The sequence below is a fragment of the Methylobacterium sp. Leaf100 genome, from assembly GCF_001422845.1.
GTDB lineage: Bacteria > Pseudomonadota > Alphaproteobacteria > Rhizobiales > Beijerinckiaceae > Methylobacterium.
The window spans coordinates 84207-110845 of the sequence record NZ_LMMW01000023.1 but is presented as its reverse complement, the minus strand read 5'-3'; the positions used below and the strand labels follow the sequence as shown (position 1 = coordinate 110845).

Sequence of the window (26639 nt, the reverse complement as noted above, 5' to 3'; positions counted from 1 at the left end):
GCCATTCTGCAAAGTTCGGCCCGTTCCCAAGTGGACCGCACCGAACCGGCCCCGCCGGAGACGGCGCAAGCTCCGGGAACACTGTCCCGCACGACATGGATCACGCCGTCTCGCCGACGCAGAAGATCAGCGAGCTGCCGGTCCCGTGCCCCATCCACCGAAGGGAGAACGATCATGTCGACCAACAACCAGAACGCGCTCGCAGCCCTGTTCGGCACCCAGGCCCAGGATCAGTTCCAGGGCGAGGCCCAGGGTCAGCTACAGGGCGAAGCCCAGGGTCAGCTGCAGGGCGAGGCCCAGGGACAGCTCCAGGCCGAGGCGCAAGACCAGGGCCAGGGCCAGGACCAGGGTCAAGGGCAGGATCAGGGTCAGAGCCAGTACTCCAGCAGCGAGTCGCTCAACGGGAACGGCAACCTCAACGGTAACGGCAACGGCAACCTGAACGGGAACCTCAGCGCCAACGGGAACCTGAACGGCAACATCAACGACAATATCACCACCACCACCACCACCGTATCCACCACGGTCGACGTCAATGTCGACATGACCGGCGTCATGGCGCCTCCATCGGAATCCAGCCTCATCAACCTCGAAGGCCTGACCATCGAGGGTCTCGAAGGCGGCATGTTCGTGATGCCGGACTTCTCGACCCAGACCCTCAACGGGGACGGGAACATCTTCAACCTCGATCAGATCAGCAGCCTGGTCGACAACGACTACCTGTCCAGCCCGAGCGTCAGCCTCGGGATCGGCGGTCTGGATTCCTACTGCGGTCCCGAAGGGACGCTGCCGAACTTCAACTTCACCCAGAACGTCTCGGGCAATGGCGGCAATGCCAGCAGCGACGGCGGCGTGAGCGATTTCGCCAGCAACGGCAACGTCTCGTCGGCGAACACGGTCTCGGGCGAAGCCTTCACCCAGCACATCACGCAGGGTGCCAACATCCAGTACAACTCCATGCCGGTCTCCGTCGTCGGCGGCGATTCCTTCAGCGAGATCAGCGGCACGGCCGATAGCAGCCACAACGTCTGAACCATGATCCCGGCCCGCGCCGTCACCCGGCGCGGGCCGTTCCACACCCACCGATCCCCGCGCGCCGGCCGCTTCCGGCCGTCGCGCGCGGGTCATCCTGATGGGGACGGTCATGATCGCTGGCGGCCCGACCGAGATCATCGCCCACTTCGCCGGGCACATGCGCCTGCTCGACACGGTGGTGCTCCACCGCGAGGTCTACGACGGCGAGCCGGGGCGGCTGCCCGCCCCCGCGCCCGGGACGCCGCACCGCGAGGCGGCACCGAATTTCGACCTCGACGAGATGCCGAGCCGGCCCTACCCGGCGACCCTTCCGCCCCCCGACGCGCTCCGGTTCGGCCACGATGTCCTCATGCCGGCCGGCCCGGTGATGCCGGCCAAGCTCGCACCTGGGTCCGTGCCCGTCGGCGTCCCGCGCACCGCCGCCCCGGCCGGCGGCGGCGGCGGCGGGAGCGCCGGCCGGGCCGAGGCCGACCGCGACGTCACGCCCGACCAGGAGCTGATCCAGGTCCTCCAGATCAACGAACTGCACGACAACGACCTCCTGCTGATGGTGGAGGGCACGGGCGTCGAGCACCTGCACCGCCTCGACCCGGGCTTCGTCGATCCCATCGTCGCCCTCGACCGGATGCTGGCCGAGGCGCGCGGCGGCGTGCCGGCCGACCTCGTCGCCCACGGCACCGGCACCGGCGACTGGATCGCCTTCGTGCAAGGGCGCGATGCCCAACTGGCCGCGGGCGGGATGCCGCGGGACGGGGTCGACGACGGTTCGGCGGACCTTCAGGGCCTCACCGTCGACGGGGTGCGCCAGCCCGCCGGCACGGCGCTGCCGACGGTGTCCTCCCCCGCCCCCACGCCCGAGGCCGCTCCGCGCAACGGCCTCCTCGACCCGGGCCTCGCGGCGACGACGGGGGCCAACCAGAGCTTCAACGTCGCCGGCATCCTCGACAACCACACCCAGCACCACGCCCTCTTCGTCGGCGGCGACGCCTTCACCACCCAGGCCATCGTCCAGGTCAACGTCCTCGCGAGCGATGTCGACATCACCGTGGGCGGCCGCAGCGGAATCCTGGACCTCGTCACCGGCGGCGACCTGACCCGCAACGCGGCGCGGTTCACGCAAGCCGACACCGATCCGGGGGTGGTCACCCATCTCTCCGCCGGGGCGCGCACCGAGGTCGACGTGATCGCGGGCGACTTCTACGACGTGAAGAGCATCACCCAGATCAACCGGCTCTTCGACAACGACGTCGTGGTGCAGGGCACCTTCAGCACCTTCTACACCGCGGTCGCCGGGGCCAACACGCAGGTCAACCTGTTCTCCCTGGAGGAACTCGGCTCACGCTACGACCTCATCGTGGTGCGGGGCGACTATCACACCGTCAACATGGTCCATCAGACCAACGTGCTGCTCAACGACAGCATCGTGAAGGCCTATACGGGGCGGGCGGACACGATCGGCCAGACCATCGTCACCGGCGACAACGTCCTCGAGAACGTCGCCTCCGTCGATCAGTACGGCAGCACCGCGTTCAAGACCCTGTCGGCGGACCAGCACGCCGCGCTCTCCGGCCTGGAGGCGAATCACCTCGACCCGGCCCTGGCCGCGCTCCTGCCCCAGGCCGAATCATCGACCCTGCACGTGCTCTACGTCGCGGGCGACTTCTTCAACATCAACGCCATCACCCAGACCAACATCGTCGCGAACGTCGACACGGCGATCCAGCACCTGCCCGATCCCGGCACCGCGACGGGGCCGACGGGCGCCGCGACCCAATCGACTCAGACGGTGACGACGGGCGCCAATCACCTCGCCAACGTCGCGGCCATCTCCACCGTGGGGACGACCACGGCGGCGCAGTTCGTCGGCGGCGAGCATTACGACGACGCGATCCTCGTCCAGGCCAACTACGTCAGCCACAGCGCCCGCGTCACCATCGGCGACACCCAGAGCCTTGCCTCGGAGGTCGCGGCCTTCACCGGCCTGCACGACATCGCCCTTCCCGAAACGGGCACGCAGGACCTGCTCGGACCCGCCTTCCACGGCGGTGGCTCCAGCCTGACCCACGACCTGCTCCACGGAATGATGGCCTGAACCGGACAAACGGCCGGGATCACCGGCCGACGCACCCGGTCGGGATACCGACCGACGCACTCGGTCGGGATACCGGCCGACGGATTCGGTCGGGATACCGACCGACAAGGGGGACGCGACATGGACGATCTCAGCCGCCGCGGTACGGCCGCGGGCCGCGATGCCGCCGGCGAGGCCGGACCCGATCTCGGGCCCGGCCTCGCCGCCCTGGAGGCGCGATTCCGCGAGGCGGCCGGCGGCCACTACATCGGCCCGACCGCGGCGCCGGGCCCGACGGAGGAGGCCGGCGCGGTGCCGGCGCAGGGGGCTCCGCCAGTCGTATCGCCGGCCAGGACGGCCCCGGTCGAGGCGGCCCCGGTCGAGAGTCGGGCGGAGGCGGTCGCAGCGGCTCCGGCGGCGGTGGCGGCCACCCCCTCGGCCGCGCCACCGCGCGCGACGGGCGAGGGGGGCGGTTCGGGCAAGGGCAGTGGTTCCGGCGGCGGCGGTGGCGGGGCCGGCGGTGACGCCGGCGCCCCGCTGCAGCGTCGCTCCGGCGACCGCGACTTTCGCGAGGTGCTGACCAAGGGGCTCGCCGGCTGTCGGCGCAAGCTCGTCGTCGTCGCCATCTTCTCGTTCTGGGTGAACCTCCTCGTCCTCGGCATCCCGATCTACCTGTTCAACATCTCCGACCGGGTGCTGACGAGCCGCAGCCTCGACACCCTGATCATGCTGACCCTCGTCATCGTCGGCGCCATCGTGGCCCACGTGGTCCTCGACGTGGTGCGGCGGTTCATCCTCATGCGGATCGCCGTGGAGGTGGAGGTGCGCCTCGGCGCGCCGGTCCTGGCCGCGGCGGCGAAAGCCTCGCAGGCGGGCTCGAGCCGCGAGTTCCAGACGCTCGCCGACCTGCAGCAACTGCGCAACTTCATCACCGGTCCGGTGCTGCTCGTCATGTTCGACGCCCCCGTGGCGCCGATCTACCTGCTGGCCGTGTTCCTCATCCATCCGGATCTCGGCTGGATCGTCATGGCGACGGGCGTGCTGCTCCTCGGCCTCGCCCTCATCAACCAGAAGCTGACGGCGGTGCCGTTCGCCCAGGCCAGCGCCTACTCGACCCGTGCCAACCTCCAGGCCGACGCCATGGCGCGCAACAGTCAGGTGATCAACGCCATGGGCATGACGCCCGAATGCGTCACCATCTGGGGCCGCGAGACCGCCGAATCCCTCAAAGCCCAGGTGATCGCCCAGGACCGCAACATCGTCATCGCCGGCCTGTCGAAGTGCATCCGGCTCTCGACGCAGATCGGCATGCTCGGCTGGGGCGCGATCCTGGCGCTGGACGGCAAGCTCACGGGCGGCACCATGATCGCCGCCTCCATCGTCGGCGGCCGGGCGCTCGCCCCCATCGAGGGCGTCATCGACGGCTGGCGCAGCTTCGTCGGCGCCCGCATCGCCTACGCGCGGGTCAAGTCCCTGTTGCTGAACTCGCCCCTGAACTTCGACCGCCTGCGCCTGCCCCGCCCGATCGGGCGCCTCACGGTGGAACGGGTTCTGTACGTGCCGCCGCCGAACAAGAAGGTGATCCTCAACGGCCTCACCTTCCAGCTCGAACCGGGCGAATCGCTCGCCATCGTGGGCGCCTCGGGGACGGGCAAATCCACCCTCGCGCGCATGCTCGTCGGCTCGATCTCGCCCACCGCCGGGGCCGTGCGCCTCGACATGATGGACCTGCGCAACTGGGACCCGCGCCAGTTCGGCCAGAGCGTCGGCTACCTGCCCCAGGAGGTCCAGCTCTTCCCCGCCAGCATCAAGGCCAACATCGCCCGCATGCAGGACGACGCCTCCGACGCCGACGTGTTCGACGCCGCCGAGATCGCCGACGTCCACGAGCTCATCTCGCAGTTCGCCCAAGGCTACGAGACCGTGGTGGGCATGGACGGCAGCCCCCTCTCGGGCGGCCAGCGCCAGCGCATCGGCCTCGCCCGGGCCTTCTTCGGCGACCCGCGCCTCGTGGTGCTGGACGAGCCGAACTCGAACCTCGACACCCCCGGCGAGATCGCCCTGGCCCGCGCCCTCCTGCGGGCCAAGGCGCGCGGCACCACCGTGGTGGCCATCACCCAGCGCCCGACGCTGCTGAAGAGCGTCGACAAGATCATGATCCTCAAGGACGGCGCCATCCAAGTGTTCGGGCCCCGCGACGAGGTGATCCCGATGATCGTCGGCCGCAGCGCCAACGACGATCGTCCCCTCACGGGCCGGGGCGGGACCGGTACCGCCTGATCCGCCCCTGACGAGCCCCCGCCCCGAACGAGCCCCTTCAGGAGCCCCGCGCCATGACCCGGATCGTCACGATCAAGCCCACCCCGCCTCGGCGCGAATGGTACGACGACATCCCGCAGGACACCCGCTACCACACGGGCTTCGGCTTCGCCTTCCTCGTCGGGATCATCGCGGGCTTCGGAATCTGGGCCAACACCGCCCTCATCGCGGGCGCCATCGTGGCCACGGGCGCGTTCGTGGCGACGGGGCAGAACAAGACGATCCAGCATCTCGAAGGCGGGGTGATCCGCACCATCCTGGTCAAGGAAGGCGACATCGTCGAGCCCGGCCAGCCCCTGCTCCAGCTCGACGAGACCGGCCCCAAGGCGGAACTTCGCCGCCTCGCGCTCCGGCACGACCGACTCACCGCCATCGAGGCGCGGCTCCAGGCCGAGGCGCGCCAGGCGCCCGCCGTCACCTTCCCGGCGCCCCTCCTCGCCAAGGCGGGCGACCCCGACATCGACGCCATCGTGGGCAACCAGCTCCTGGCGTTCAAGGCGCGGATGACGAGTCTGGCCAGCGACCTGTCCGTCCTCACCAACGGGATCGACGCCCTGGAGGAGAAGATCCGCGGCAGCCAGATCCAGCTCAAGGCGGTGCGGCGCCAGCTCGAGCTGTTCGAGCAGGAGATCGCGTCGAAATCCGTGCTGCTGAAGGGCGGCATGATCCGCATCTCCGAGATCCTCGCCCTGCAGCGCTCCCAGGCGAGCGCGCAGGGTGAGATCGGCCGCCTTGACGGCGATATCGGCGACGCCCGCGAGCGCATCGCCCGCATCCGCGAGCAGATCACGGGCGCGCGCAACACCGCGATCAAGACGGCGGTGGAGCAGCTGCACGAGACCCTGGCCGACCAGAACGACGTCCGCGAGCGCATGCGGGCGGCGCGCAGTCTGCTCGACCGCATCGTCATCGCCGCCCCCGTGCGCGGCATCGTGGTGAAGCTGCGCTACCACACGGACGGGGGCGTGGTGGAACCGGGGAAAAGCATCATGGAACTGGTGCCGCTCCACGACGAACTCGTCATCGAGGCGCGGATCAAGCCGCAGGACATCGACCACGTGCGGCGGGGCCAGTCGGCCGCGATCCGCCTCACGGCGCTCAGCCAGCGCATCGTGCCCATGGTGTCGGGCGAAGTGATCTACCTCTCGGCCGACGCCCTGCCGGACGACCGCCGCAACCAAGCCGGCGGCGGCGACCTCTACGTCGCCCGCATCCGCCTCGATCCGAAGAGTCTGGCGGAGGTCCACAACTTCGCGCCGACCCCCGGCATGCCGGCCGAGGTCTACATGCGGACCACGGACCGGACGTTCTTCGAGTACGTCTTCAAGCCCCTGAAGGACAGCATGGTGCGGGCGTTCCGGGAGATCTGACGCCGCGTCCGTCCGCGCTCAGCCGAGGCGGGTCGCGTCTTCATCCCAGTCGTGGCGCGACACTATCCGAGTCGTGGCGCGACACTATCCGAGTCGTGGCGCGACTCTATCCGAGTCGTGGCGCGACTCTATCCGAGTCGTGGCGCGACTCTATCCAAGTCGCGGCGCGACTCTATCCGAGTCGTGGCGCGGCCTGGGCCGGCATCGGTGCCGGCGCCCCGTCCGTCCGGCGGGCGGTCAGCACGAGCCCCAGGGCCAGGGCGGCCATGCCGGCGCCGAACCAGGGCAGGCTGCCGTAGCCCATCCCCAGGGTGAGCACGCCGCCGCCCAGCGCCGCGCCCGTGGCGTTGCCGAGGTTGAACGCGCCCTGGTTGAGGGTAGAGGCGAGGTTGGGCGCGTCGCTCGCCGCCTCCACCACCCAGACCTGGAGCGGCGAGACCAGGGCGAAGACGAGGGCGCCCCAGACAGGCAGGGTCAGCACGGCGGGGATCGCCGACCGGCTGGTGAAGGCGAACAGCACCAGCACGGCGACGAGGGCGGAAAAACTCCCGATCACCGTCGCCATCAGGCGCCGGTCGGCCAGCCGCCCGCCCGCGAGGTTGCCGAGGGTGAGGCCGATGCCGAACAGCAGCAGGGCGCCCGTCACCGCGTGCGGAGTCAGGCCGCTCACCTCCGTCAGGAGCGGCGCGATGTAGGTGAACACCGTGAACAGGCTGACGGAGGACAGGGTGCTCACCAGCATCGGCAGCAGCACCGCCCAGCGCCGCAGGGAGCGGAACTCCCCGGCGAGCCTGCCGCGCGAGCCCGGCAGGCCGCTCGGCACGAAGGCCGCGATGGCGGCGGCGGCGACCAGTCCGAGGCCGAGCACCGCCCAGAACGTCGCGCGCCAGCCCGCGACCTGGCCGAGCGCCGTGCCGAACGGAACCCCGAGAACGTTGGCGAGGGTGAGGCCGGTGAACATCAGCGCCACCGCCTGCGCCCGCTGCGCGCGGGGGACGAGGCCGCTCGCCACCACGGCGCCGATGCCGAAGAACGCCCCATGGGCGAAGGCCGTCAGGATGCGGGCCAGCATCAGGAACCCGTAGGTCGGCGCGAGGGCGCAGCCGAGGTTGCCGAGAAGGAACACCCCCATCAGCACGAGGAGCGCCGTCTTGCGCGGCAGCCGGGCCGTGGCGATGGCCACCAGGGGCGCACCGACGGCGACGCCGAGGGCGTAGCCCGAGACCAGCAGTCCCGCCCGGGGCACGCTGACCCGGAGGCTCTCGGCCACCTCGGGCAGCAGGCCCATGATGACGAATTCGGTGGTGCCGATGCCGAAGGAGGCGGCGGCCAGGGCCAGGATCGGACGGGACAGCATGGAGTCGCTCACGCTCGGGGGCCCAGGCCCATCCGGCGCAAGGCGATCGCGCTGCGTTGCAGCATCGGCCGTGCGCTACCATGCGTCGCCACCGCCACCGATGCCCCCGGCTTCGCGGGTCGCCTGCGCGTGGCACATGGAACCGCGGGCGACCGGGGGCAGCCCATCGCCCGTCCAAGCAAAAAGCCATCCCCGCGGCGCGGGGATGGCTCGTGAGGGCGTCGGCCCTACCGGGATCGTGATCGATTCGCGGTCCGCGCGGGCGAACCCGGTCGGATCAGGCGTCGACCTTCTTGCGGGGACCGCGGCGCTTCTTCTCGGGGGCGGCGGGGGTCTCCTCCTCCTGCGGCTCCGGCTCGGCGCTGACGGTCTCCTCCGGGGCGGCCTTGGCCAGACCCTTGCGGCGCTGCTGGCCGAGGCCGAGGGCGCGGGCGAGTTCGGACCGCTGCTCGGAATAGCTGGCCGAGGTCATCGGGTAATCGGGCGCCAGGCCCCACTTGGCGCGGTACTGCTCGGGGGTCAGGCCGCGCAGGGTGAGGTGCCGGCGCAGGGTCTTGTACTGCTTGCCGTCCTCGAAGCTGATCAAGTAATCCGCCGTGATGGAGCGGCGGATCTCCTGCGGCGTCGCCTTGGGCGGGCCGGTCTCGACGGCCGGTGCGCCGTTCGCCGTCACGCCACGGATCGCCTCGTGGACATCACTGAGCAGTTTCGGCAGCTCGGCGCTCTGGACATGGTTGTTGCTGACATAGGCGGAGACGATATCGGCGGCCAGCGTGATCAGGCGGGCTGCATCGGATTCTGTTTCATTCATGTTGTCGGCACCATTCTTGATTTAAGTCATAAGTCGTTTCGAGCGTAAGCTCAGTTCTTTCCGCAAGCAATGTTCCGTCGCGGTGATCCGAGGGTTTTTCACGTCTAGTTGTGGATTGACCGATCATTTCCTCGTGCGGTGCAGGAAGTTCGCGGCCTTATCCCGTAGGGGTTGCTCGACCGGACAATGTGCATCTGCCCTGCTCTGGCGTGGTGGGTATTGCCACGGGGGCGGTCCTGTCGATCACCGTCGCGCGCGACGGATTCGATGATGGAGCCGGGTACGGGTGCTGATCTGGACGGACGCGATACTGTCTCGTCCCAGTCTCGATCCGTGATCGTTCGCGAACCCTTCGCTGCGAGCACCACCCTTGAACGATCGTGCCTCGTGAAAGTTTCAATACTGGCATTGCCACGATGAAAACGCATTGGCAATGCCGTTCCGGTGCAAACGCAGCGCAGGGTCGAAGATTATCGACGGGAAATTTTCGTTGATCGTCGTGTGCGCGTGACGGAACCCATGCGGTTCCCAGAGAAGCCGAAGATCGCCGCGGCGTCTGTGCTGTGACGTCACACGCGTTGCCTGCGCGGGCCATCGCGGTCGATCCATCATTCCTCGAAGCCAAGCATGCGTCCGCGACACCAAGCATGCGTCCGCGACACCAAGCATGCGTCCGCGACACCAAGCATGCGTCCTCGAAGCCCAGGACGACGCCGCGACACCGGACACGGGCGGAGGTGTGGGGTTGTGGGGTCGGCCGGACCCCGCTCCGGCGCCGCCACGGGCGAATCGTTAACGGTCCGCTAACCATGCGGGCGGCAAATCTTGCCGGGTCCCCTCTCCGGGGCGGCGAGGAAGACCATGAGCGAGACGGCCGCCGCGCCGGTACGGGGAAACGGGGCCGGACAAGGGACCGGCATGAGTGTCGGCCAGTTCGCGAGCTATGCGATTCCCAACCGGGCCAATCTCCACGCCCTGTCGAAGCGCACGGACCTGTTCTTCGCCACCGCCGTGATGGGCATCCTCACGGTGCTCATCTTCCCGCTGCCGGCGTTCCTCCTCGACCTGCTTCTGGCCGTCTCGATCATCATCTCGGTGCTGATCATGATGACGGGTCTGTTCATCGACAACCCGCTCGAATTCACGGTCTTCCCGACGCTGCTCCTCGTGGCGACCCTGCTCAGGCTCGCCCTCAACCTCGCCTCCACCCGCCTCATCCTCGGCCACGGCCACGAGGGCACGGCGGCGGCCGGTCACGTCATCGAGGCGTTCGGCAACTTCGTCATGGGCGGCAACTTCGTCATCGGGATCATCGTCTTCGCGATTCTGATCATCGTGAACTTCGTGGTGATCACGAAAGGTTCGGGCCGTATCGCCGAAGTCGCGGCGCGCTTCACCCTCGATGCCATGCCGGGCAAGCAGATGGCCATCGACGCCGACCTCTCGGCCGGCCTCATCGACGAGAAGGTGGCGAAAGCCCGCCGCGCCGCCCTGGAGGAGGAATCCTCGTTCTTCGGCGCCATGGACGGCGCCTCGAAGTTCGTGCGCGGCGATGCCATCGCGGCGCTGCTCATCACCTTCATCAACGTCATCGGCGGCATCATCATCGGCGTCGCCCAGCAGGGCATGCCCTTCGGCGCGGCGGCCAAGACCTACACGCTGCTGACCATCGGCGACGGTCTCGCGTCCCAGGTGCCCGCCCTCATCGTCTCGGCGGCGGCCGGCATCCTCGTCTCGAAGGCGGGCGTGAAGGGCTCGGCCGACAAGGCGCTCGGCAAGCAGCTCGCCAACTACCCCAAGGCGCTCGGCATGTCGTCGGGCGTCATGGTGCTGATCTCGCTCCTGCCCGGCATGCCGATGCTGCCGTTCCTTGCGCTGGCCGGCGCCTCCGGCTACGCCGCCTGGCACTTCGCCAAGGTCGCCCGCGAGGCGCCGCCGCTGGATTCCGACGGCGCACCCATGGACGCGACCGCGGTCGCCGCCGCCCAGGCCGCCAAGGAGGAGACGGTCACGGATCTCCTCAAGCTCGACGACCTCAAGCTCGAGATGGGCTACGCGCTCCTCGCCCTCGTCAACGGCCCCGACGGGCAGGACCGGCTCACCGACCAGATCAAGGCCCTGCGCCGCCAGCTCGCCGCCGAACTCGGCTTCGTGATGCCGTCCGTGCGCATCCTCGACAACGTCCAGCTCGACGCCAACGCCTACGTGGTGCGGGTCAAGGAGATCGAGGCCGGCACCGGCCAGATCTTCCCGGGCCAGTTCATGGCCATGGACCCCATGGGCGGACAGGTGCAGCTGCCGGGCCAGCACATGCTGGAGCCGACCTTCGGCCTGCCCGCCACCTGGATCGACGCGTCCCTGCGCGATCAGGCCCAGCTCAAGGGCTACACGGTGGTGGACGCCGCGACCGTGGTCTCGACCCATCTGACCGAGATCATCAAGGCCCACGTCTCGGAGCTTCTCAGCCACGTCGAGGTGCAGAAACTCCTGCGCGAGGCCTCCAAAGACCATTCCGACCTCCTCAAGGAGGTGATGCCGAGCCAGATCGCCTCCACGGGCATCCAGCGCGTGCTGCAGTTTCTCCTCGCCGAGCGCGTCTCGATCCGCGATCTCGGCGCCATCATCGAGGGGGTGGCGGAGGTGGCTGGCCACGTGAAGAACCCGCGCGACATCGTCGAGCACGTGCGCGCCCGCCTCGGCCGCCAGATCTGCGCCCAGTACCAGGGGCCGGACGGCATGCTGCCGATCATCACCCTGTCGCCGGCCTGGGAGCAGGCCTTCCTCGAATCCATCGCGGGCGAGCGCGACGAGCGCTACCTCGCCATGCAGCCCTCCAAGCTGTCGGAATTCGTCAGCACCGTGCGCGACCGCTTCGAGACCGCCGCCCGCATGGGCGAGATGCCGGTCCTCGTCACCTCGGTCCAGGCCCGGCCCTTCGTGCGCTCGATCATCGAGCGCTTCCGCCGCGAGACCCCGGTGATGAGCCAGGCGGAGATCCACCCCCGCGCCCGCCTGCGGACGGTGGGGTCGGTTTAGATCTGTCGTTCCCGGTTGCGGCGGGCGAACCCTGAACCGCTGACGGTCGACGACTTGGCGAGACCGGTGATTTGGCGAGACCTGTTTTCTCAGATCCAGGGTTCCGCGACCCAGCCGCGGGATGACACGCGGCCGGGGACTTTTGTGCCCTGACCGTCGACTGCCATCATCCCACCCCTGGTGGGTCGCGCCATTCACACATCTCGCGGAGCGCGCGGGTCCCCTCTCCTTTCAGGAGAGGGAGCCTGTCGCGTCCCACGCCGACCGCATCCGCCGTTCGAAGGAGTCGGCGAACCAACTGGCCCTGGTGGAGGAACCTCCCGCTTTTCCGATCACACCGGATGCTTGCGCACCCGCGCGTCGATGGCCTTCGGGTCGAGGCCCGGCGCCGTGAGTGGCGCGCCGGGCGCGGCCTCGGCGGGGTCGCCCTTGATGGCGCTGGCCAGGCGGTTGCGCTCGTAGAGGAGCACCACGACCACGGAGATGAGGAACGGCAGCCAGAAGTAGAACAGCCGGAACACCAGCAGGGCGGCGATGATCGACGGGCGGGCGACATCCGGCATCGCCACCACGAAGACGAGCTCGAACACGCCGAGCCCTCCCGGCGCGTTCGACACCAGGGCCGCCGAGAACGAGGCGAGGAACACGGCGAGCACCACGAGGAAGCCCGGGTTCCCGGCCTCCGGCAGGGCGAAGTAGATGATCCCGGCGGCCCCCAGCAGCTCCAGGGGCGCGGCGACGATCTGCCGGACCATGATCTGCGGGCGCGGGTATTCGAGCTTGAACGCGCGGATCGTCAGGGGCTTCAGCCGCATGAGCGAGCCGACGACGTAGAGGGCGACGAAGCCGAGGAGGCCGGCGCCGAGGATGCGGGCGGTGGCCGGATCGGTGAGCACCGACGGCAGGTAGCCGTTGAGGCGGGTCAGGGTGTCGGGCAGGGCCACGAGGACGAAGCCGCCGAGCAGGATCGTGCCCAGACCGAAGGTGAAGGAGCACAGGGCGACGAGCACGGCGACCTGGGCCGCCGACAGGCCCTTGGCGGTGTAGGCCCGGTAGCGCACCACGGCGCCGGAGAACACCGAGGCGCCGATGTTGTGCGACAGGGCGTAGGTGGTGAACGAGCAGACCGAGACGAAGAACCACGAGATGTGGCGCACCCCGAGATGCAGCAGGGCGATGCGGTCGTACCAGGCCAGCGCCGCGTAGGCCACGAGGGTGGCGAGGCCCGCGAGCAGGAAGCGGTGGACCGGGATCTCCGAGAAGCTGCTCTTGATCTCCGCCACCGAGATGCCGGCGAGCTCGCGATAGAGCAGGTAGCCGGAGACGATGACGGCGGCGAGGCCGACGATCGGCCAGATGAAATCGCTGATCTTCTTCATGATCGACAGGTCGAGCCCCCTCACGCGGGCTCTCCCTGCACGACCATGCCCGGCATCGCAAGCAAGGTCGTGCGCTAGCCCGGGAGGAAGCCGGCACGCTGGGCTGATGGCACCCGATCATGACGGTTTCGTGCCGGTGCCCCGCGGGGAGGCCTCAGGCGCGGACGCGCGACAGGCCGATGCCGTCCATGGCGGCCTGGTCGCGGGCGGCTTCGGCCGCACGCTCGGCGGTGCGCTCGCGGTCGTCGAGGATCTCGATCTTCTTCAGGTCCTCGAAGGCTTCGCCGAGCTCGGCCTTGGCCTCGGCGAGCTGGCCCTCGAGGGCGGCGGCGGACTGGCGCATGTTGTCCCGGCGGGCGGCGGCCGCGCGGGCATAGGTCGGATAGGCGAAGTGCGCCGTGTCGGTGATGCCGGCGCGGCCCTCCTCGTGGGCGACCTCGCGGTCGAGCTCGAGGGCCATGCGGGTGAAGTCGGCCATCATCATCTCGATCTGCGTCACGCGCCGACGCTTCTCGTCGACCTGGAAACGTCGCAGCCGGATCAGCGTGTCACGCGATTTCATCTGATGGGTCCACTCCACGCAACGCACGCATCGCTTCGCCGCCGCCGGCGGTCGCCCGCGGCGTCGGCCCGTGGGCCGTGCTGCGGATCAGGGGCCGCCGACGATCCCGGCGAGGCGTGAGTAACCCTCGCCGATCGAAGTTGCTTCTTCCTTACCCTGACCCAGAAAAGCCTCCAGATCGGGCATCAAAGCCACCGCTTCGTCCACTTCCGGCGAGGCACCGGCCCGGTAGGCGCCGAGGCGGATGAGTTCCTCCATGTCGGCGTAGGTCGAGAGCAGGCGCCGGGCCCGCCGGACGGTCGGCAGGTGCGCCGGGTCGCAGGCCTTGGGCATGGTGCGCGAGACCGAGCGCAGGACGTTGATGGCCGGGTAGCGCCCGCGCTCGGCGATGCCGCGCTCCATGACGATGTGGCCGTCGAGGATGCCTCGCACGGCATCCGCCACGGGTTCGTTGTGGTCGTCGCCCTCCACCAGCACGGTGAATAGCCCCGAGATCGCCCCCTGCCCCGTGCCGGGCCCGGCGCGCTCCAGCAGGCGCGGCAATTCGGAGAACACCGTGGGGGTGTAGCCCTTGGCGGTGGGCGGCTCGCCGGCGGCGAGGCCGATGTCGCGCTGGGCCATGGCGAAGCGGGTGATCGAATCGATCATGCACAGCACCTGCGCGCCCTGATCGCGAAAGTACTCCGCCACCGCCAGGGTCACGTAGGCGGCGTTGCGGCGCATGAGGGCCGGCTCGTCGGAGGTCGCCACCACCACCACGGACCGGGCGAGCCCGGCCGGGCCGAGGTCGTCCTGCAGGAATTCCTGAACCTCGCGCCCGCGCTCGCCGACGAGGCCGATCACCGCGACGTCGGCGGCGGTGTAGCGGGCGAGCATCGACAGCAGCACCGACTTGCCGACGCCGGAGCCGGCGAAGATGCCCATGCGCTGGCCGGCGCACATGGTCAGGAAGGTGTTGATGCAGCGGATGCCGAGATCCAGCGGCGGTCCGACGCGGCGGCGCGCGTGCGCCGGCGGCGGATCGGCCCGCAGGGGGTAGATCACCGGTCCGGATTCGAGGGGGCCGAGGCCGTCGATGGGCCGCCCGAGGGCGTCGATGGTGCGGCCGAGCCAGGCGGGCGACGGGCGGATGGCGCCCGCGGCCGCGTCGCGGACATAGGCCGGGCAGCCCCGGCGCACCCCTTCCAGGGAGCCGAACGGCATGGCCAGCGCCCGGTCGCCCTGGAAGCCGATGATCTCGCACGGCACCGCGCCCGGTGGGGTATTCGGCCCGTTCTCCACGGCGATGTCGAGGCGCCCGCCGAGCCGCATGGCCGAGACGGGACCGGCCACCTCGACGAGGAGCCCGCGAATCGCCACGACCCGGCCGTAGACCTCCAGGGCCTCGATGCCCTCGAGGGCGGCGCGCGCGCCAGCCAGGCGCAAGCGCCCGGCGCTAGGGTGCGGCTCGGTCATCGGCGATTCTCTCAACCATTCGTTTACCTCCCTCCTTAACACTGCGGTCATCGGGCAGGTAGCAAGGCCCCCGGCTTCGGAGCCGGGGCGCCGTTTTTCCCGGATGGCCTCGGCTTCCTCGCGAAGACGTGTCCCCCGGGAGACAGGCTGCGGCCCGGTACGGTCGGTACGGTGCTTGGGGATGGTTCTTCAGGTGATGCATGAAGCGGAAGACGGTTCTGTGGAGAACAGACCGCCAACGGTTGCAAGCGTCACCGGACACGTTGCCCAAATCGCCGCTTGCGCCCGTGAATCAGGTTTTGTTAACGATTAACCAATAGCGTTTCACGTCAATGACGAGGGAGCGTCCGCCGCGGGCCGGTGGCGGACGAAGGCGGGGGTGTGCCCGTACGCTTGCACACGGCCGGCTGGGCTGGGGACCGACGATGCGGGTACTTCTGATCGAGGACGACAGCGCAACCGCGCAGAGCATCGAATTGATGCTCAAGTCCGAGAGCTTCAACACCTACACCACCGATCTCGGTGAGGAAGGGATCGATCTCGGCAAGCTCTACGACTACGACATCATTCTCCTCGACCTGAACCTGCCCGACATGTCGGGCTACGAGGTGCTGCGGAACCTCCGCGTCGCCAAGGTGAAGACCCCGATCCTCATCCTCTCCGGCATGGCCGGCATCGAGGACAAGGTGAAGGGCCTCGGCTTCGGCGCCGACGACTATCTGACGAAGCCCTTCCACAAGGACGAGCTCGTCGCCCGCATCCACGCCATCGTGCGCCGCTCGAAGGGCCACGCCCAGTCGGTGATCACCACCGGCGACCTCATCGTGAACCTCGACCAGAAGACCGTCGAGGTCTCGGGCTCCCGCGTCCACCTCACCGGCAAGGAGTACCAGATGCTGGAACTCCTCTCGCTCCGGAAGGGCACGACGCTCACGAAGGAGATGTTCCTCAACCATCTCTACGGCGGCATGGACGAGCCCGAGCTGAAGATCATCGACGTGTTCATCTGCAAGCTGCGCAAGAAGCTCGCCAACGCCTCCTCGGGCAAGAACTACATCGAGACGGTGTGGGGCCGCGGCTACGTCCTGCGCGAGCCGAACGAGGTCGAGGAGCGCATCGCCGTCTAGGCGATCCGCACCGCGCAACGAAAAAGGCCCCGCTCGCGCGGGGCTTTTTTCGTTGCCGTCGCGAAAGACACCTCGTCGTCGTTCCGGGGCCGCGTCGCGGAACCCGGAATCCAGATCCACGACGCGTGCTGGACTTGGCCAGTCCTGTGTTTCTGGATTCCGGGTTCGCTCAGCGCGCGACCCGGAACGACGGACGCGGTGAGACGCCCGGCCGTCTCGCGACGGAGCCTGCTTAGCTTCTTGATCCGCCGCGGGTTTTCGACGCAAAACCGGTGACCGCTTTTGCGAAACCCGCTTAGAGGCCGACCGCCCGACGCAGGGGCGGCGGGGTCAGGGTGGAGGCCATGGCGGCCGGGGGCAGGCCGGCCGGCGCCCGGGCTTGGGCCGGGGCCGGATTGTACAGGCCGCGATGCCGGGGGTTGGGGGCGAGGCGGTCGGTGAGACCGATCACCGTCTCGGCGGCGCCGAGCAGGACCGCGCCGTCCGGGGACAGGCAGGCGCTGATCCGGGCGAGCACGTCGCCCTTCGTGGCGGCGTCGAAGTAGATCAGCACGTTGCGGCAATACACGATGTCGAAGGTGCCGAGGCCGTCGAAGGCGTGGAGCAGGTTGAGAGGCCGGAAATCGACCATCTGACGTAAGGGGGCGGCGATGCGCCATTGCTCGCCGACCTGCTCGAAGTGCTTGATGAGCAGCTGCACCGGCAGGCCGCGCTGCACCTCGAAATGGCTGTAGAGTCCGGCGCGCGCTTTCTCCAGGACCTCCGTCGACAGGTCGGTGGCGACGAGGTCGACGGTCCATCCGGCGAGCCGCGGCGCGGCCTCCTGGAGCATCATCGCCAGGGAGTACGGCTCCTGGCCGGTGGAGGCGGCGGCGCACCAGATCCGCAGGCGGCGCTGGGCGGCCCGCCGGGCCATGGCTTCGGGCAGCAGCACGTCGCGGAACAGGTCGAAGGGCGCCCGGTCGCGGAAGAAGAACGTCTCGTTGGTGGTCATCGCCTCCACCACCGCCTTCTCCATGGCGGCCTCGCGCCCGCCCTTGAGGGCATTCACGAGGTCGTGGAGGGTGGCGAGGTTGAAACGCCGGCAGACCGGCCCGAGGCGGCTCTCGACGAGGTAGCGCTTCTCGCCGCTGAGCGCCAAGCCCGAGCGCGTCTTGAGGTAGCTGCGCAGGAAATCGAACTCGACGTCGGTCATGAGCCCTGCCCCGTGAGGAGGTTGCGTAGCGCGCCGCCGATTTCGGACAGCGGCAGGATCGCCTGGGCGAGACCGGCCTTGGCGATGCTGCCGGGCATGCCCCAGACCGTGCTGGAGGCCTCGTCCTGGGCCAGCACCGCGGCCCCCGCTTCCGTGAGCGCGCGCGCCCCGCCGGTGCCGTCCGAGCCCATGCCGGTGAGAACCACGGCGAGCGCCGAGGCCCCGAAGATCGCGGCCGCGTCCTGGAACAGGACGTCGACGGCCGGGCGGCAGAAATTGACCACGGGACCGTCATGGAGGCGGATCGACACGTCCGAGCGTCCGGCCGCCCCCGTCAGGCCCATGTGGCGCCCGCCCGGGGCGACGTAGATCCGGCCGGGCTGGAGCCGCTCGTCGGCCTTGCCCTCGGCGGCCGGCAGGCCGGTGCGGGCGCCGAGGTGCTCGGCGAACACCGCCGTGAACACCGGCGGCATGTGCTGCACGATGAGGACGGGAAACTGGCGCAGGGTCGCGCTGCCGATCTTCTCCAGCACCTCGCCGACGGCCCTCGGTCCGCCCGTCGAGGCGCCGATGAGAAGGACGCGCGGACTGACGCCCGAGCGGGCCTTGGGCCGCAGGACGATGGGGGCGGTGGGCTTCGGCGGCGGCACGGGCGCCGGGGTCGCCGAACCGGCGAGGCTGAGGCCCGGTCCGCGCTTGCGAGCCCGCGACGAGCCGAACAGGCGCACCCGCTCGATGAGGTCCGTGCGGAAGGCGTCCGAGGTGGTGACGCCGCGGTTGCTCTCGGGCTTGGCGAGGTAGTCCACGGCCCCGAGCGCCAGGCAGCGCAGAGAGATGTCGGCGTTGCGCGTCGTCAGGGTCGACATCATCACGATCTGCACGCCCGGGCTCTTGGCGAGCAGCAGGGGCAGGGCCTGGGTGCCGTCGAGCTCCGGCATGTCGATGTCGAGGAGGATCACGTCGGGGTCGTGGCGGGCCATGGCCTCCACGGCGATGCGACCGTTGGCGGCCGTGGCGACCACGTCGTAGCCGGCCTCGGCGATCCAGCGGGCGACGAGGCCACGCACCACGGCCGAATCGTCGGCGATCATGACGCGGATGCGCGGTCCCGTCGTGGCCGGTCCCGTCGTGCCTAGTCCCGAGGCGGCCGGTCCCGTGTAGGGAGCGGCGGAGAGTGGGTTGAGTGCCAGCATGGGTCCTTGACGCTTCGGCTGAGCGGACGGGGGCGGGTCGCGTCCAGCCGGGCGGGACGCCCGGCGGGTGGTCTCAGAGGGCGCCGGCCTCGCTGGCGAAGGCTGTCTCGTTGACGAAACCGACCTGAGCGAGCTTGGCGGTCACGATCTCGCGATCGAACGGCTTCATGATGTACTCGTCGGCGCCCGCGTGCAGGGCGCGGGCGATGGCGCCGACATCGTTCTCGGTGGTGCAGAACAGCACCTTCGGCTTCTCGCCGCCCGGCGTCTGGCGCAGGGCCTTGAGGAAGTCGTAGCCGTCCATGGTCGGCATGTTCCAGTCGAGCAGGATCGCGTCCGGCATGGCCTCGCCGCAAGCGGCGAGCGCCATCTGGCCGTCCTCGGCCTCCCCGACCTGAAAGTTCATGGTCTCGAAGATCCGGCGGGCCACCTTCCGGATCACGGCGGAATCGTCGACGACGAGGCAGGTCTTCATCGGTGTGTCCCCGTGGAAAGCGGCGGGATCGGTAGGCGGCGCATGGGATCAGGCCGCGCCGGCGGCGAGGCGGGGGGTGCCGAAGGCCAGGAGCGCATCGACGTCGAGGATCACGAGGAGGTGGCCCTGGAGGCGGTGGACGCCGAGCGACAGGTCGCGCCAGCGTGCGTCGAGGTTGATCGGCACCGGCTCGTGGGTGTCGGGCCCGAGCTTCAGGACCTCGCCGACGCCGTCGACGATGAGGGCGAAGGTCTCGCCGCCCTGCTCCAGGCCGATGGCCATGCGGTTGGCCTCGCCGTCCCGGTCGGGCAGGCTGAGCCGGCGCCGCAGGCACAGGGCGGTGACCACCCGGCCGCGCAGGTTGAGCAGGCCGACGATCTCCGGCGGCGACAGCGGCACCGGCGTCACGCCGGCGGGGATGAAGACGTCGTGGACCCGGTCGATGGCGAGACCGAACATGGTCTCGCCGACGAACACCGTGACGAAGTCGTTGGTGGTGGCGGCATCCGCCCGCGCGGCGTTGCTGTTTGCGGCCTGCATCATGGACTGGAGCTCCGAACGTGCACGAGGGCCGGCATCAGGCGGCGTTGGCTTGGGCGGCGGGGGCGACATCGATCTCGGCGAGGGCCGCGATGAGACCGCTGCGGTCGAACTTGGCGACGAGGTCGAGGATGGAGAGGGTCCGGGCGCGCGCGATGGCGTCGGGACCGATGGTGCCCGAGAGGCCGATCACCGGCAGGCCGGCGACGCGGCCCTCGACCTTGCGCATGGCGCCGACGAGGTCGAAGCCGTTGCGGCCCGGCATTTCGAGGTCGCAGACCACCACGTCGACGCGGCCGTTGGAAAGCAGGGTCGCCACCGCTTCGTCGGCGCTGGCCGCCGTGATCACGTTGTAGCCGGCCGCCTTGAGGACCGGGGACAGCATGTCCCGGAAGAAGGCCGAGTCGTCGACGAGCAGCAGGGTCGAGGAGCGCTTGGCCGCCTTCTTCGGGCCGCGCGCCCAGTCGTCGTAGGCGAGCGGCAGGAAGTGGGCGATGTTAATGATCTCCGTGGCGCGGCCGCGCAGGACCGCCGAGCCGATGAGGTCGGAGCGGTCGGCCGAGATCTCGACGTCGAGGCGCTCCTCGACGATGTCGACGATCTCGTCGACCACGAGGCCCATGGCCCGCTCGCCGTCGGAGAACACCACCAGGGCCTGGGTGCCGGAATCCCGGATGGTGATGGAGGAATCGGCCGGCACCAGGGGCATCAGGCGGCCGCGATACTGGATGAGCGGACGCCCGCCGACCCACTCGACCTTCGCCGCGTCGATCTCCTCGAGGCGGGTGACGAGGGAGAGGGGGACGGCCTTGTAGCTGCCGGCCCCGCCCTTGAAGACCAGGAGGGTCGCCTTGGCGTCGGCGGCCTCTGTCTCCTCGGCCTCGGCCTCGACGGGGATCGCGCCGGACTGGGCGCTCTGGCTGACCTGCTGGGCGATGCCGTTGGGATCGACGATGAGCACCACGGCGCCGTCGCCCAGGATGGTGTTGCCGGCGAACAGCGGCAGGTGGCGCAGCTTCGAGGACATCGGCTTCACGACGATCTCCTCCGTGTGGAAGACCTCGTCCACGAGGATGCCGAAGCGCTGGCGCCCGACCTGGGCCACCACCACGAAGCCGGAATCGATGGGCGCCGCGGAGGCCGCCTGGCCGAGCACGCCCGTCAGGGTGACGATGGGCAGGAGCCGCTCGCGCAGGCGCAGCACCGGCGAGCCGTTGATGCGCTCGACCTGCTGGGCCGTCGACTTGTCGACGCGCACGAGTTCCAGCACCGCCACCTGCGGCACCGCGAAGCGCTGGGCGCCGGCCTTGACGATGAGGGCGGCGATGATCGCCAGGGTCAGGGGGATCTTGATGGTGAAGGTGGTGCCGCGCCCGAGCTGGGTGTTGATGTCGATGACGCCGCCGATGAGCTCGATGTTCGTCTTGACCACGTCCATGCCGACGCCGCGGCCCGAGACCGAGGTGATGGCGGCGGCCGTCGAGAAGCCGGGGTGGAAGATGAACTTAGCCACCTGGGCGTCGGTCATGCGCTCGACTTCGGCCTGGGACGCGACCTTGCGTTCCACGGCCTTGCGGCGGATGGCGGCGAGGTCGAGGCCCTTGCCGTCGTCGGCGATCTCGATCGTGATGGTGCCGCCCTCGTGATAGGCGGACAGGCGGATGGTGCCCCGCGCCGGCTTGCCGGCGGCCTTGCGGTCGGCGGCCGACTCGATGCCGTGGTCGGCGGAGTTGCGCACCATGTGGGTGAGGGGATCCTTGATCACCTCCAGGACCTGGCGGTCGAGTTCGGTCTCGGCGCCGCTCATCACGAGCTCGATGTGCTTGCCGAGTTCCGACGACAGGTCGCGGACCACGCGGGGCAGCTTCTGCCAGGCGTTGCCGATGGGCTGCATGCGCGTCTTCATGACGCCTTCCTGCAGCTCGGCCGTCACGTGGCTGAGGCGCTGCAGGGGCACCTTGTAGGTGGAATCGTCGTGGCGGCGGGCGATCTCGAGGAGCTGGTTGCGGGTCAGCACCAGCTCGGACACCATCGTCATGAGGTGTTCGAGGGTGTCGACGTTCACCCGGATGGTCTGGACCTTGGCGATGCCGCCTTCGGTGCCGCCCTCGGAGGGGCCGTCCTTGGCCGGGGCCTTGGCGGCCGGCTCGTCGTGGGCGGGCGCCAAGGCCACGGGGGCGGGCGCGGAGACCGGGGCGGGTGCCTTGGCGGCCGAGGGGGCTGCCGAGGGGGCGGCCACCGGCGCGGGCGCCGCGGCGATCACGGGCAGGGGGGCGTCGAACGGATCCGGGCCTTCCGCCTCGAGGAAGGCGCGCTCGAGATCGTCGAGGGTGACCTCGCCGGGCTTCAGTTCGCGCGAGACCGGCTCGGGGAGCCTGATCTCCGGCGCCGGGACCGGCGCGGCCACCGGGGCTGCGGCTTCCATCGGCCCGGCCGACATCACGTCGAGGGCGTCGATGAGGTCGTCGTCGCTGCCCGTCGGCTCGGTGCCGGTCTTCTCGAGGTCGCCCAGGATCGACTTGAGGCGGTCGAGGGTGACGAGGATCAGGCTCACGGCGGGGCCGGTCACCGGCATCCCGTCGCGGAACTGGCCCATCAGGGTCTCGGCGGCGTGCGCCAGGGCTTCCAGGCGCGGCAGGCCGAGGAACCCGCAGGTGCCCTTGATGGTGTGGACGAGGCGGAAGATGTTCCGGAGGATCGTCTGGTTGTTCGGGTCCTGCTCGAAACGCACGAGCTCGGCATCGACGGTGTCGAGATGCTCGGCGCTCTCGGTCAGGAACTCACGCAACAAGTCGTCCATGAGAGGCACTCGGTCCAGATACGCACTACGGTCTGTGCAGACGGACATTGTGCCGGCATGGGTTAGTGAACGGTTTCCTTTGACGAGACGATGGAACGGAACGGAGCAATATTTGTTATTGCGCCGCTTCGTGTCGGACTATGGTTAATGGAGTTCGCCGCGCGTCCGCGAGCCCGGTCCCCGGGTGACGCGATGCCGGCCGGCCCCGCACCCCGCCCGATCCTCGGGTCCGCCGGATCAGGCGAGGGCGGTTTCCGGCGGCTCGTCGTCGGACGGGTGCGGCGCCGCGGTCGCTTCGGGCGCCGGGCTCGCGTCGGGCTCCGGCGTCGGCACCGCCCCGATGGTCACCCTGTCGCCGGTGATCGCGAAGCTCACGTCCATCTGCGCGGCGCGCGCCACGAGGCCGGCATAGAACGGCAGGATTGCGTGGGCGTCCACGGTGCCGCCCTCGGGGGTGCCGGCCATGAGCGCCTCGACATGGGGCGGAATGCGCGCGTGCGAGCCCTTGGCGGTGATGACGATGGTCGGCGCCTCGCCGTCGCCCTTCACGGTCACGTCGATGAGGCCGCCGCGCGGGATCGCGCTCTGGGCGATCACCACGAGGTTGAGGATCAGCTTGACCTTGTTCTTCGGGTACAGGGCCTGGGGCGCGCTCCAGGCGAGCTGGGTCTTGTCGTCGGTGAACATGCCGCGCGAGACCTTCTCGGCGTCGGCGAGGTCGATGGAGGCCCCGGCCGAGCCCGCCGCCCCGAAGGCGATGCGGGCGAACTGGAGCCGGGCAGAGGCCTGGCGGGCGCTCTTGGCGATGAGTTCGAGGGCGAATTCGCGCATAGAGGCGTCGGACTCGTCCTCCAGCACCTCGAGGCCGTTCACGATGGCGCCCACCGGGCTGATCACGTCGTGGCAGACCCGGGAGCACAGCAGTGCAGAGAGGTCGAGGGCATCGAGTTGGACGAGGGTCATCTTGCGCTCCGCGCGAGGCACTGTAAGGGGCCGCCGGCGATATCGCCGGACTGTCCTGCGCACCGTCGCGGCCGATCGCCAAGGGCACCGAATAGACGGCGCCGGATACTTTGGAAAGCGCCGACGGCAGACCGGAAAAGCGCCGATGCCGGACCGGAAAAGCGTCCCGCGCGGCCATGTGCCGGCTCGACAACCCGTCCGCGCCGGGGCATGAGGTTAGGGATCATGCATCTCGACGCCCCGACGCGCGACCGGATCGCCGCAACATTGACGGAGATCGCCTGCGAGGCGGGCGAGATCCTCCGGGGCTACCACGGCGGCGACTGTCCGCACGTGCTGAAGGGCGACGGCTCCCCCGCGAGCCTCGCCGACACGGCCTCCGAGGCTCTGATCCTCGAAGCCCTCGGGCGGCACTGGCCGGACATCCCGGTGGTGGCCGAAGAATCCTCTTACGACCGTCCGCCGGCCGACCTGTTCTTCCTCGTCGATCCCCTCGACGGAACGAAGGACTTCCTCGCCGGCAACACGGAATACAGCGTCAACATCGGCCTAGTTCAGGGTGACCGCCCCGTGGCGGCGGCGCTCGCCGCCCCCGGTCTCGGCCGGGTCTGGGGCGCTGGCGCCACGGCCTTCGAGGCGACCATCGTCGCCGGCCGGCCGGGGCCGCACCGGGCCATCGGCGTGCGCCCGGTGCCGGCCGACGGCCTCGTCGCCCTCGTGAGCAGCCGGCACGGCGACGCCGAGACGGAGGCCTGTCTCTCCCACCTGCCCGTGGGCGGGCGGCGGGGCGCGGCCTCCGCCCTCAAGTTCTGCCTCATCGCCTCGGGCGAGGCCGACATCTACGTGCGCTGCGGACCCACCATGGAATGGGACACGGCGGCCGGCGACCACGTGCTCACCAGCGCGGGCGGTTGCGTCGTGGTGCCGTCGGGCGAGGCCATCACCTACGGGCATTACGGGCGCCACTACCGCAACGGCCCCTTCGCGGCCCTGGGCGACCGGACCTATGCCACCCGCCTCGCCCTGCCGGCGTCCAGCCCGGCGCCGCGCCGGTCGGTCGGCGCCACCGCCGGGCATCACGTCTGAGCGCCATCCGTTCGCGTTGACCGCATGCGTTCGCGTTAACCCGGTGTTGACCTTGTCTCGCGTCATGATCGGGGTGATCCGGGCGCGGGAGCGTGGCCCGGAGTCTGTTGCTGGGGGTCTCCCGCTGGGGACCTCTCGCTCGGGATCTTTCGCCGGGACGCCATCCGGCACCGCACGCGACGAGGCACGATGCTGAACTGTCCCTCCCCCCGCCCCGCCCCGGCCCGGTTCGGCGCCCGCCTCGCCCTGGCCGCCGCGCTGCTCGCCCCGGCGTTCGTCCACGGCACACCCGTCCTGGCCGGTCCGGCCCGCACGGCGCCGGCCGCCCCGGACGAAGCCGGGTCCGGCACCTTCCGGCCCGCCGAGATCGTCGACAACGGCCACCGCTTCTTCGGCTCGATGTCGCGCGGCCTCGCCCTCACCGTCGAGGAGGCGACCCGACGCTGGGGCGAGCCCAACGGCTACATCCTCGGCCAGGAAGCGTCCGGCGCCATCGTGGGCGGCGTGCGCTACGGCGAGGGCACGTTCTACACCCGCAACGCCGGCAAGCGCCGCATCTACTGGCAGGGCCCGTCCATCGGGTTCGACGTCGGCGGCGACGGCGACCGGACGATGATGCTCGTCTACAACCTGCCGTCGGTGCAGGGGCTCTACCGCCGCTTCGTCGGCGTCGACGGCTCGGCCTACTTCATCGGCGGCTTCGGCATGACGGCGGTGACCGCCGACGATGTCGTGGTGGTGCCGATCCGCACGGGCGTCGGCGCGCGTCTCGGCATCAACATCGGCTACCTCAAGTTCACCGACAAGCCGACCTGGAACCCGTTCTGAGGAACGCTTGTCCGAAGCCCTTCCCCGCCCGGTGCGGGCATGGGCCGCGCCCGGGGCGTTCCGCACACCACTCCGGGGCGGGGTGTGGCACGCCCACCCTCGCCCTGCCTCATCGACTCGGGTTAAAGCACCTGACGCGGCCGTGACGACGGCCGCGATCGGCTTGTTCCGGTGTGAGGGATGAGGGTGCCCGCGTGATCGAAACCGTGATGATCTTCGCGCTCGGCTTCCTCGCCGCTGCCCTGTGCGCCCTGTTGCTGCTGCCGGCGGTGAACGCGCGCGCCATCCGCCTGTCCCGCCGCCGGATCGAGGCCCGGCTGCCCCTGTCCGTGGCCGAGGTCGCAGCCGAGAAGGATCACCTGCGGGCCGAGTTCGCCGTGGCGCGCCGCCGCCTGGAGCGCCGGGTCGAGACCGTGCAGGCCGCCCGCCACGCCGACATGGCCGCCATCGGCGCCCGCACCCTCGAGGCCGCCGCCCTCTCCCGGGCCGTCGAGGCGCGGGAGGCGGCCCTGCGCGAGCGGCAGGCGGAAATCGCCGAGACCCGGGCCACCCTCGACGGCGTGGAACGCGACCTCACCGTCGCGCGGGCCGACGGCGCGGTCGGGCTCGCCACCCTGCGGGTCCTCGAGGACGCGCATCGCGATCTGCTCGACGATCTCGTGCGGCGCCATCATGCCGCGCCCGCCGCGGACGGCGACCCGGCGCGGATCGACCTCGCCGCCCGGTGCGCGACCCTGACGGCGGAACGCGAGACCCTGCGGGCGAGCCTCGCCGCCGCCGAGGAGGCCCTGGCGCGCTCCGTGGCGCGCACGGCGCCCCAGGACGCCGACACCGCCGCCCTGCGGGCCCGGATCACGGACGTGGCCGACAGTCTCATGCGCCGCGACCGCCTGCCCGCCGTCGATGCCTATCCGATGGCGCGCTCCTGAACGGGTTCCCCCGCTGAACGGGGCTCCCGACGCGCCGTTGCGTCTCGTTCAGGCTGCGGCGTAGATAAGCAAACTTTCCATGCGTCGACCATGCATGTGCCTTGTTTC

The 26639-nt window shown here is 70.0% G+C and carries 20 protein-coding genes; 9 read left to right on the top strand and 11 right to left on the bottom strand.

Translation table 11 applies throughout. The features are described 5' to 3' along the window. Positions 1-174 precede the first annotated feature (174 nt). The 4 genes from ASF25_RS13140 (at position 175) to ASF25_RS13125 (ending at position 6795) form a co-directional block, all read left to right on the top strand. A complete protein-coding gene (locus tag ASF25_RS13140) occupies positions 175-1032 on the top strand; it encodes a hypothetical protein (RefSeq protein WP_056305095.1) in 858 nt (285 codons plus the stop codon). 112 nt (positions 1033-1144) lie between these two features. Beyond that, the gene (locus tag ASF25_RS13135) at positions 1145-3127 is read left to right on the top strand and encodes a hypothetical protein (RefSeq protein ID WP_056305093.1); all 1983 of its coding nucleotides are present in this window, start codon (positions 1145-1147) and stop codon (positions 3125-3127) included. 120 nt (positions 3128-3247) lie between these two features. Further along, positions 3248-5386, top strand: a complete 2139-nt coding sequence (locus ASF25_RS13130) for a type I secretion system permease/ATPase (RefSeq protein ID WP_082502678.1) — start codon at positions 3248-3250, stop codon at positions 5384-5386. Between the two features lie 53 nt (positions 5387-5439). Next, positions 5440-6795: an HlyD family type I secretion periplasmic adaptor subunit gene (locus ASF25_RS13125; protein WP_056261550.1), complete on the top strand. Its 1356-nt coding sequence runs from the start codon at positions 5440-5442 to the stop codon at positions 6793-6795. Between the two features lie 172 nt (positions 6796-6967). Here the strand turns inward: ASF25_RS13125 and ASF25_RS13120 are convergent, their stop codons facing one another. Both ASF25_RS13120 and ASF25_RS13115 read right to left on the bottom strand, forming a co-directional pair. Further along, positions 6968-8152 carry an MFS transporter gene (locus ASF25_RS13120; RefSeq protein ID WP_056305091.1) on the bottom strand — a complete coding sequence of 395 codons (1185 nt, stop codon included), beginning with the start codon at positions 8150-8152 and terminating at the stop codon, positions 6968-6970. Positions 8153-8429: 277 nt separating this feature from the next. Next, entirely contained in the window at positions 8430-8963 is a 534-nt protein-coding gene (locus ASF25_RS13115) for a MucR family transcriptional regulator (RefSeq protein WP_056305089.1), read from the bottom strand. A gap of 918 nt (positions 8964-9881) precedes the next feature. Here ASF25_RS13115 and flhA point away from each other — a divergent pair. After that, positions 9882-11999 (top strand): flagellar biosynthesis protein FlhA, encoded by a 2118-nt coding sequence (gene flhA / locus ASF25_RS13110; protein WP_156368976.1) that lies wholly within the window; start codon positions 9882-9884, stop codon positions 11997-11999. A 332-nt stretch (positions 12000-12331) separates the two neighbouring features. On the opposite strand, the gene ASF25_RS13105 is transcribed toward flhA, so the two are convergent. The 3 genes from ASF25_RS13105 to fliI form a co-directional block, all read right to left on the bottom strand. Further along, the gene (locus ASF25_RS13105) at positions 12332-13378 is read right to left on the bottom strand and encodes a lysylphosphatidylglycerol synthase domain-containing protein (protein WP_056305262.1); all 1047 of its coding nucleotides are present in this window, start codon (positions 13376-13378) and stop codon (positions 12332-12334) included. Positions 13379-13532: 154 nt separating this feature from the next. Beyond that, positions 13533-13940 (bottom strand): flagellar export protein FliJ, encoded by a 408-nt coding sequence (gene fliJ / locus ASF25_RS13100; RefSeq protein WP_056175403.1) that lies wholly within the window; start codon positions 13938-13940, stop codon positions 13533-13535. 87 nt (positions 13941-14027) lie between these two features. Then, entirely contained in the window at positions 14028-15395 is a 1368-nt protein-coding gene (gene fliI, locus ASF25_RS13095; protein WP_056175406.1) for a flagellar protein export ATPase FliI, read from the bottom strand. A gap of 425 nt (positions 15396-15820) precedes the next feature. Here fliI and ASF25_RS13090 point away from each other — a divergent pair, with 425 nt between their 5' ends. Then, the gene (locus ASF25_RS13090) at positions 15821-16522 is read left to right on the top strand and encodes a response regulator transcription factor CtrA (protein WP_056175409.1); all 702 of its coding nucleotides are present in this window, start codon (positions 15821-15823) and stop codon (positions 16520-16522) included. 295 nt (positions 16523-16817) lie between these two features. On the opposite strand, the gene ASF25_RS13085 is transcribed toward ASF25_RS13090, so the two are convergent. From ASF25_RS13085 to ASF25_RS13060, 6 genes are all read right to left on the bottom strand, one after another. After that, entirely contained in the window at positions 16818-17717 is a 900-nt protein-coding gene (locus tag ASF25_RS13085; RefSeq protein ID WP_056175412.1) for a protein-glutamate O-methyltransferase CheR, read from the bottom strand. Continuing rightward, a complete protein-coding gene (locus ASF25_RS13080) occupies positions 17714-18808 on the bottom strand; it encodes a chemotaxis response regulator protein-glutamate methylesterase (protein WP_056175680.1) in 1095 nt (364 codons plus the stop codon). The genes ASF25_RS13085 and ASF25_RS13080 overlap by 4 nt, the downstream gene beginning before the upstream one ends. 175 nt (positions 18809-18983) lie before the next feature. Further along, positions 18984-19385, bottom strand: coding sequence for a response regulator (locus ASF25_RS13075; protein ID WP_056175413.1), 402 nt, complete (start codon positions 19383-19385; stop codon positions 18984-18986). A gap of 48 nt (positions 19386-19433) precedes the next feature. After that, a complete protein-coding gene (locus ASF25_RS13070) occupies positions 19434-19925 on the bottom strand; it encodes a chemotaxis protein CheW (RefSeq protein ID WP_056175682.1) in 492 nt (163 codons plus the stop codon). 37 nt (positions 19926-19962) lie between these two features. After that, a complete protein-coding gene (locus tag ASF25_RS13065) occupies positions 19963-22725 on the bottom strand; it encodes a hybrid sensor histidine kinase/response regulator (RefSeq protein WP_056305084.1) in 2763 nt (920 codons plus the stop codon). A 237-nt stretch (positions 22726-22962) separates the two neighbouring features. Continuing rightward, positions 22963-23688: a histidine phosphotransferase family protein gene (locus ASF25_RS13060; protein ID WP_056261564.1), complete on the bottom strand. Its 726-nt coding sequence runs from the start codon at positions 23686-23688 to the stop codon at positions 22963-22965. 225 nt (positions 23689-23913) lie between these two features. Between ASF25_RS13060 and ASF25_RS13055 the strand changes: the two genes are divergently transcribed. The 3 genes from ASF25_RS13055 (at position 23914) to ASF25_RS13045 (ending at position 26531) form a co-directional block, all read left to right on the top strand. Further along, positions 23914-24774 (top strand): 3'(2'),5'-bisphosphate nucleotidase CysQ, encoded by an 861-nt coding sequence (locus ASF25_RS13055; RefSeq protein ID WP_082479211.1) that lies wholly within the window; start codon positions 23914-23916, stop codon positions 24772-24774. Positions 24775-24963: 189 nt separating this feature from the next. Beyond that, positions 24964-25602 (top strand): DUF1134 domain-containing protein, encoded by a 639-nt coding sequence (locus tag ASF25_RS13050; RefSeq protein WP_056175429.1) that lies wholly within the window; start codon positions 24964-24966, stop codon positions 25600-25602. A gap of 194 nt (positions 25603-25796) precedes the next feature. Next, entirely contained in the window at positions 25797-26531 is a 735-nt protein-coding gene (locus tag ASF25_RS13045) for a hypothetical protein (protein ID WP_056305083.1), read from the top strand. Positions 26532-26639 lie beyond the last annotated feature (108 nt).

Bases quoted from the DNA above. Each gene is read 5' to 3' on its own strand.
- ASF25_RS13125 (WP_056261550.1), top strand. From the start codon at position 5,440: ATGACCCGGATCGTCACGATCAAGCCCACCCCGCCTCGGCGCGAATGG.
- ASF25_RS13140 (WP_056305095.1), top strand. From the start codon at position 175: ATGTCGACCAACAACCAGAACGCGCTCGCAGCCCTGTTCGGCACCCAG.
- ASF25_RS13105 (WP_056305262.1), bottom strand. From the start codon at position 13,378: ATGAAGAAGATCAGCGATTTCATCTGGCCGATCGTCGGCCTCGCCGCC.
- ASF25_RS13060 (WP_056261564.1), bottom strand. From the start codon at position 23,688: ATGACCCTCGTCCAACTCGATGCCCTCGACCTCTCTGCACTGCTGTGC.
- ASF25_RS13085 (WP_056175412.1), bottom strand. From the start codon at position 17,717: ATGACCGACGTCGAGTTCGATTTCCTGCGCAGCTACCTCAAGACGCGC.
- ASF25_RS13115 (WP_056305089.1), bottom strand. From the start codon at position 8,963: ATGAATGAAACAGAATCCGATGCAGCCCGCCTGATCACGCTGGCCGCC.
- ASF25_RS13120 (WP_056305091.1), bottom strand. From the start codon at position 8,152: ATGCTGTCCCGTCCGATCCTGGCCCTGGCCGCCGCCTCCTTCGGCATC.
- ASF25_RS13135 (WP_056305093.1), top strand. From the start codon at position 1,145: ATGATCGCTGGCGGCCCGACCGAGATCATCGCCCACTTCGCCGGGCAC.
- ASF25_RS13090 (WP_056175409.1), top strand. From the start codon at position 15,821: ATGCGGGTACTTCTGATCGAGGACGACAGCGCAACCGCGCAGAGCATC.
- ASF25_RS13055 (WP_082479211.1), top strand. From the start codon at position 23,914: ATGCATCTCGACGCCCCGACGCGCGACCGGATCGCCGCAACATTGACG.
- ASF25_RS13065 (WP_056305084.1), bottom strand. From the start codon at position 22,725: ATGGACGACTTGTTGCGTGAGTTCCTGACCGAGAGCGCCGAGCATCTC.
- ASF25_RS13075 (WP_056175413.1), bottom strand. From the start codon at position 19,385: ATGAAGACCTGCCTCGTCGTCGACGATTCCGCCGTGATCCGGAAGGTG.
- flhA (WP_156368976.1), top strand. From the start codon at position 9,882: ATGAGTGTCGGCCAGTTCGCGAGCTATGCGATTCCCAACCGGGCCAAT.
- fliJ (WP_056175403.1), bottom strand. From the start codon at position 13,940: ATGAAATCGCGTGACACGCTGATCCGGCTGCGACGTTTCCAGGTCGAC.
- fliI (WP_056175406.1), bottom strand. From the start codon at position 15,395: ATGACCGAGCCGCACCCTAGCGCCGGGCGCTTGCGCCTGGCTGGCGCG.
- ASF25_RS13070 (WP_056175682.1), bottom strand. From the start codon at position 19,925: ATGCAGGCCGCAAACAGCAACGCCGCGCGGGCGGATGCCGCCACCACC.
- ASF25_RS13050 (WP_056175429.1), top strand. From the start codon at position 24,964: ATGCTGAACTGTCCCTCCCCCCGCCCCGCCCCGGCCCGGTTCGGCGCC.
- ASF25_RS13080 (WP_056175680.1), bottom strand. From the start codon at position 18,808: ATGATCGCCGACGATTCGGCCGTGGTGCGTGGCCTCGTCGCCCGCTGG.
- ASF25_RS13130 (WP_082502678.1), top strand. From the start codon at position 3,248: ATGGACGATCTCAGCCGCCGCGGTACGGCCGCGGGCCGCGATGCCGCC.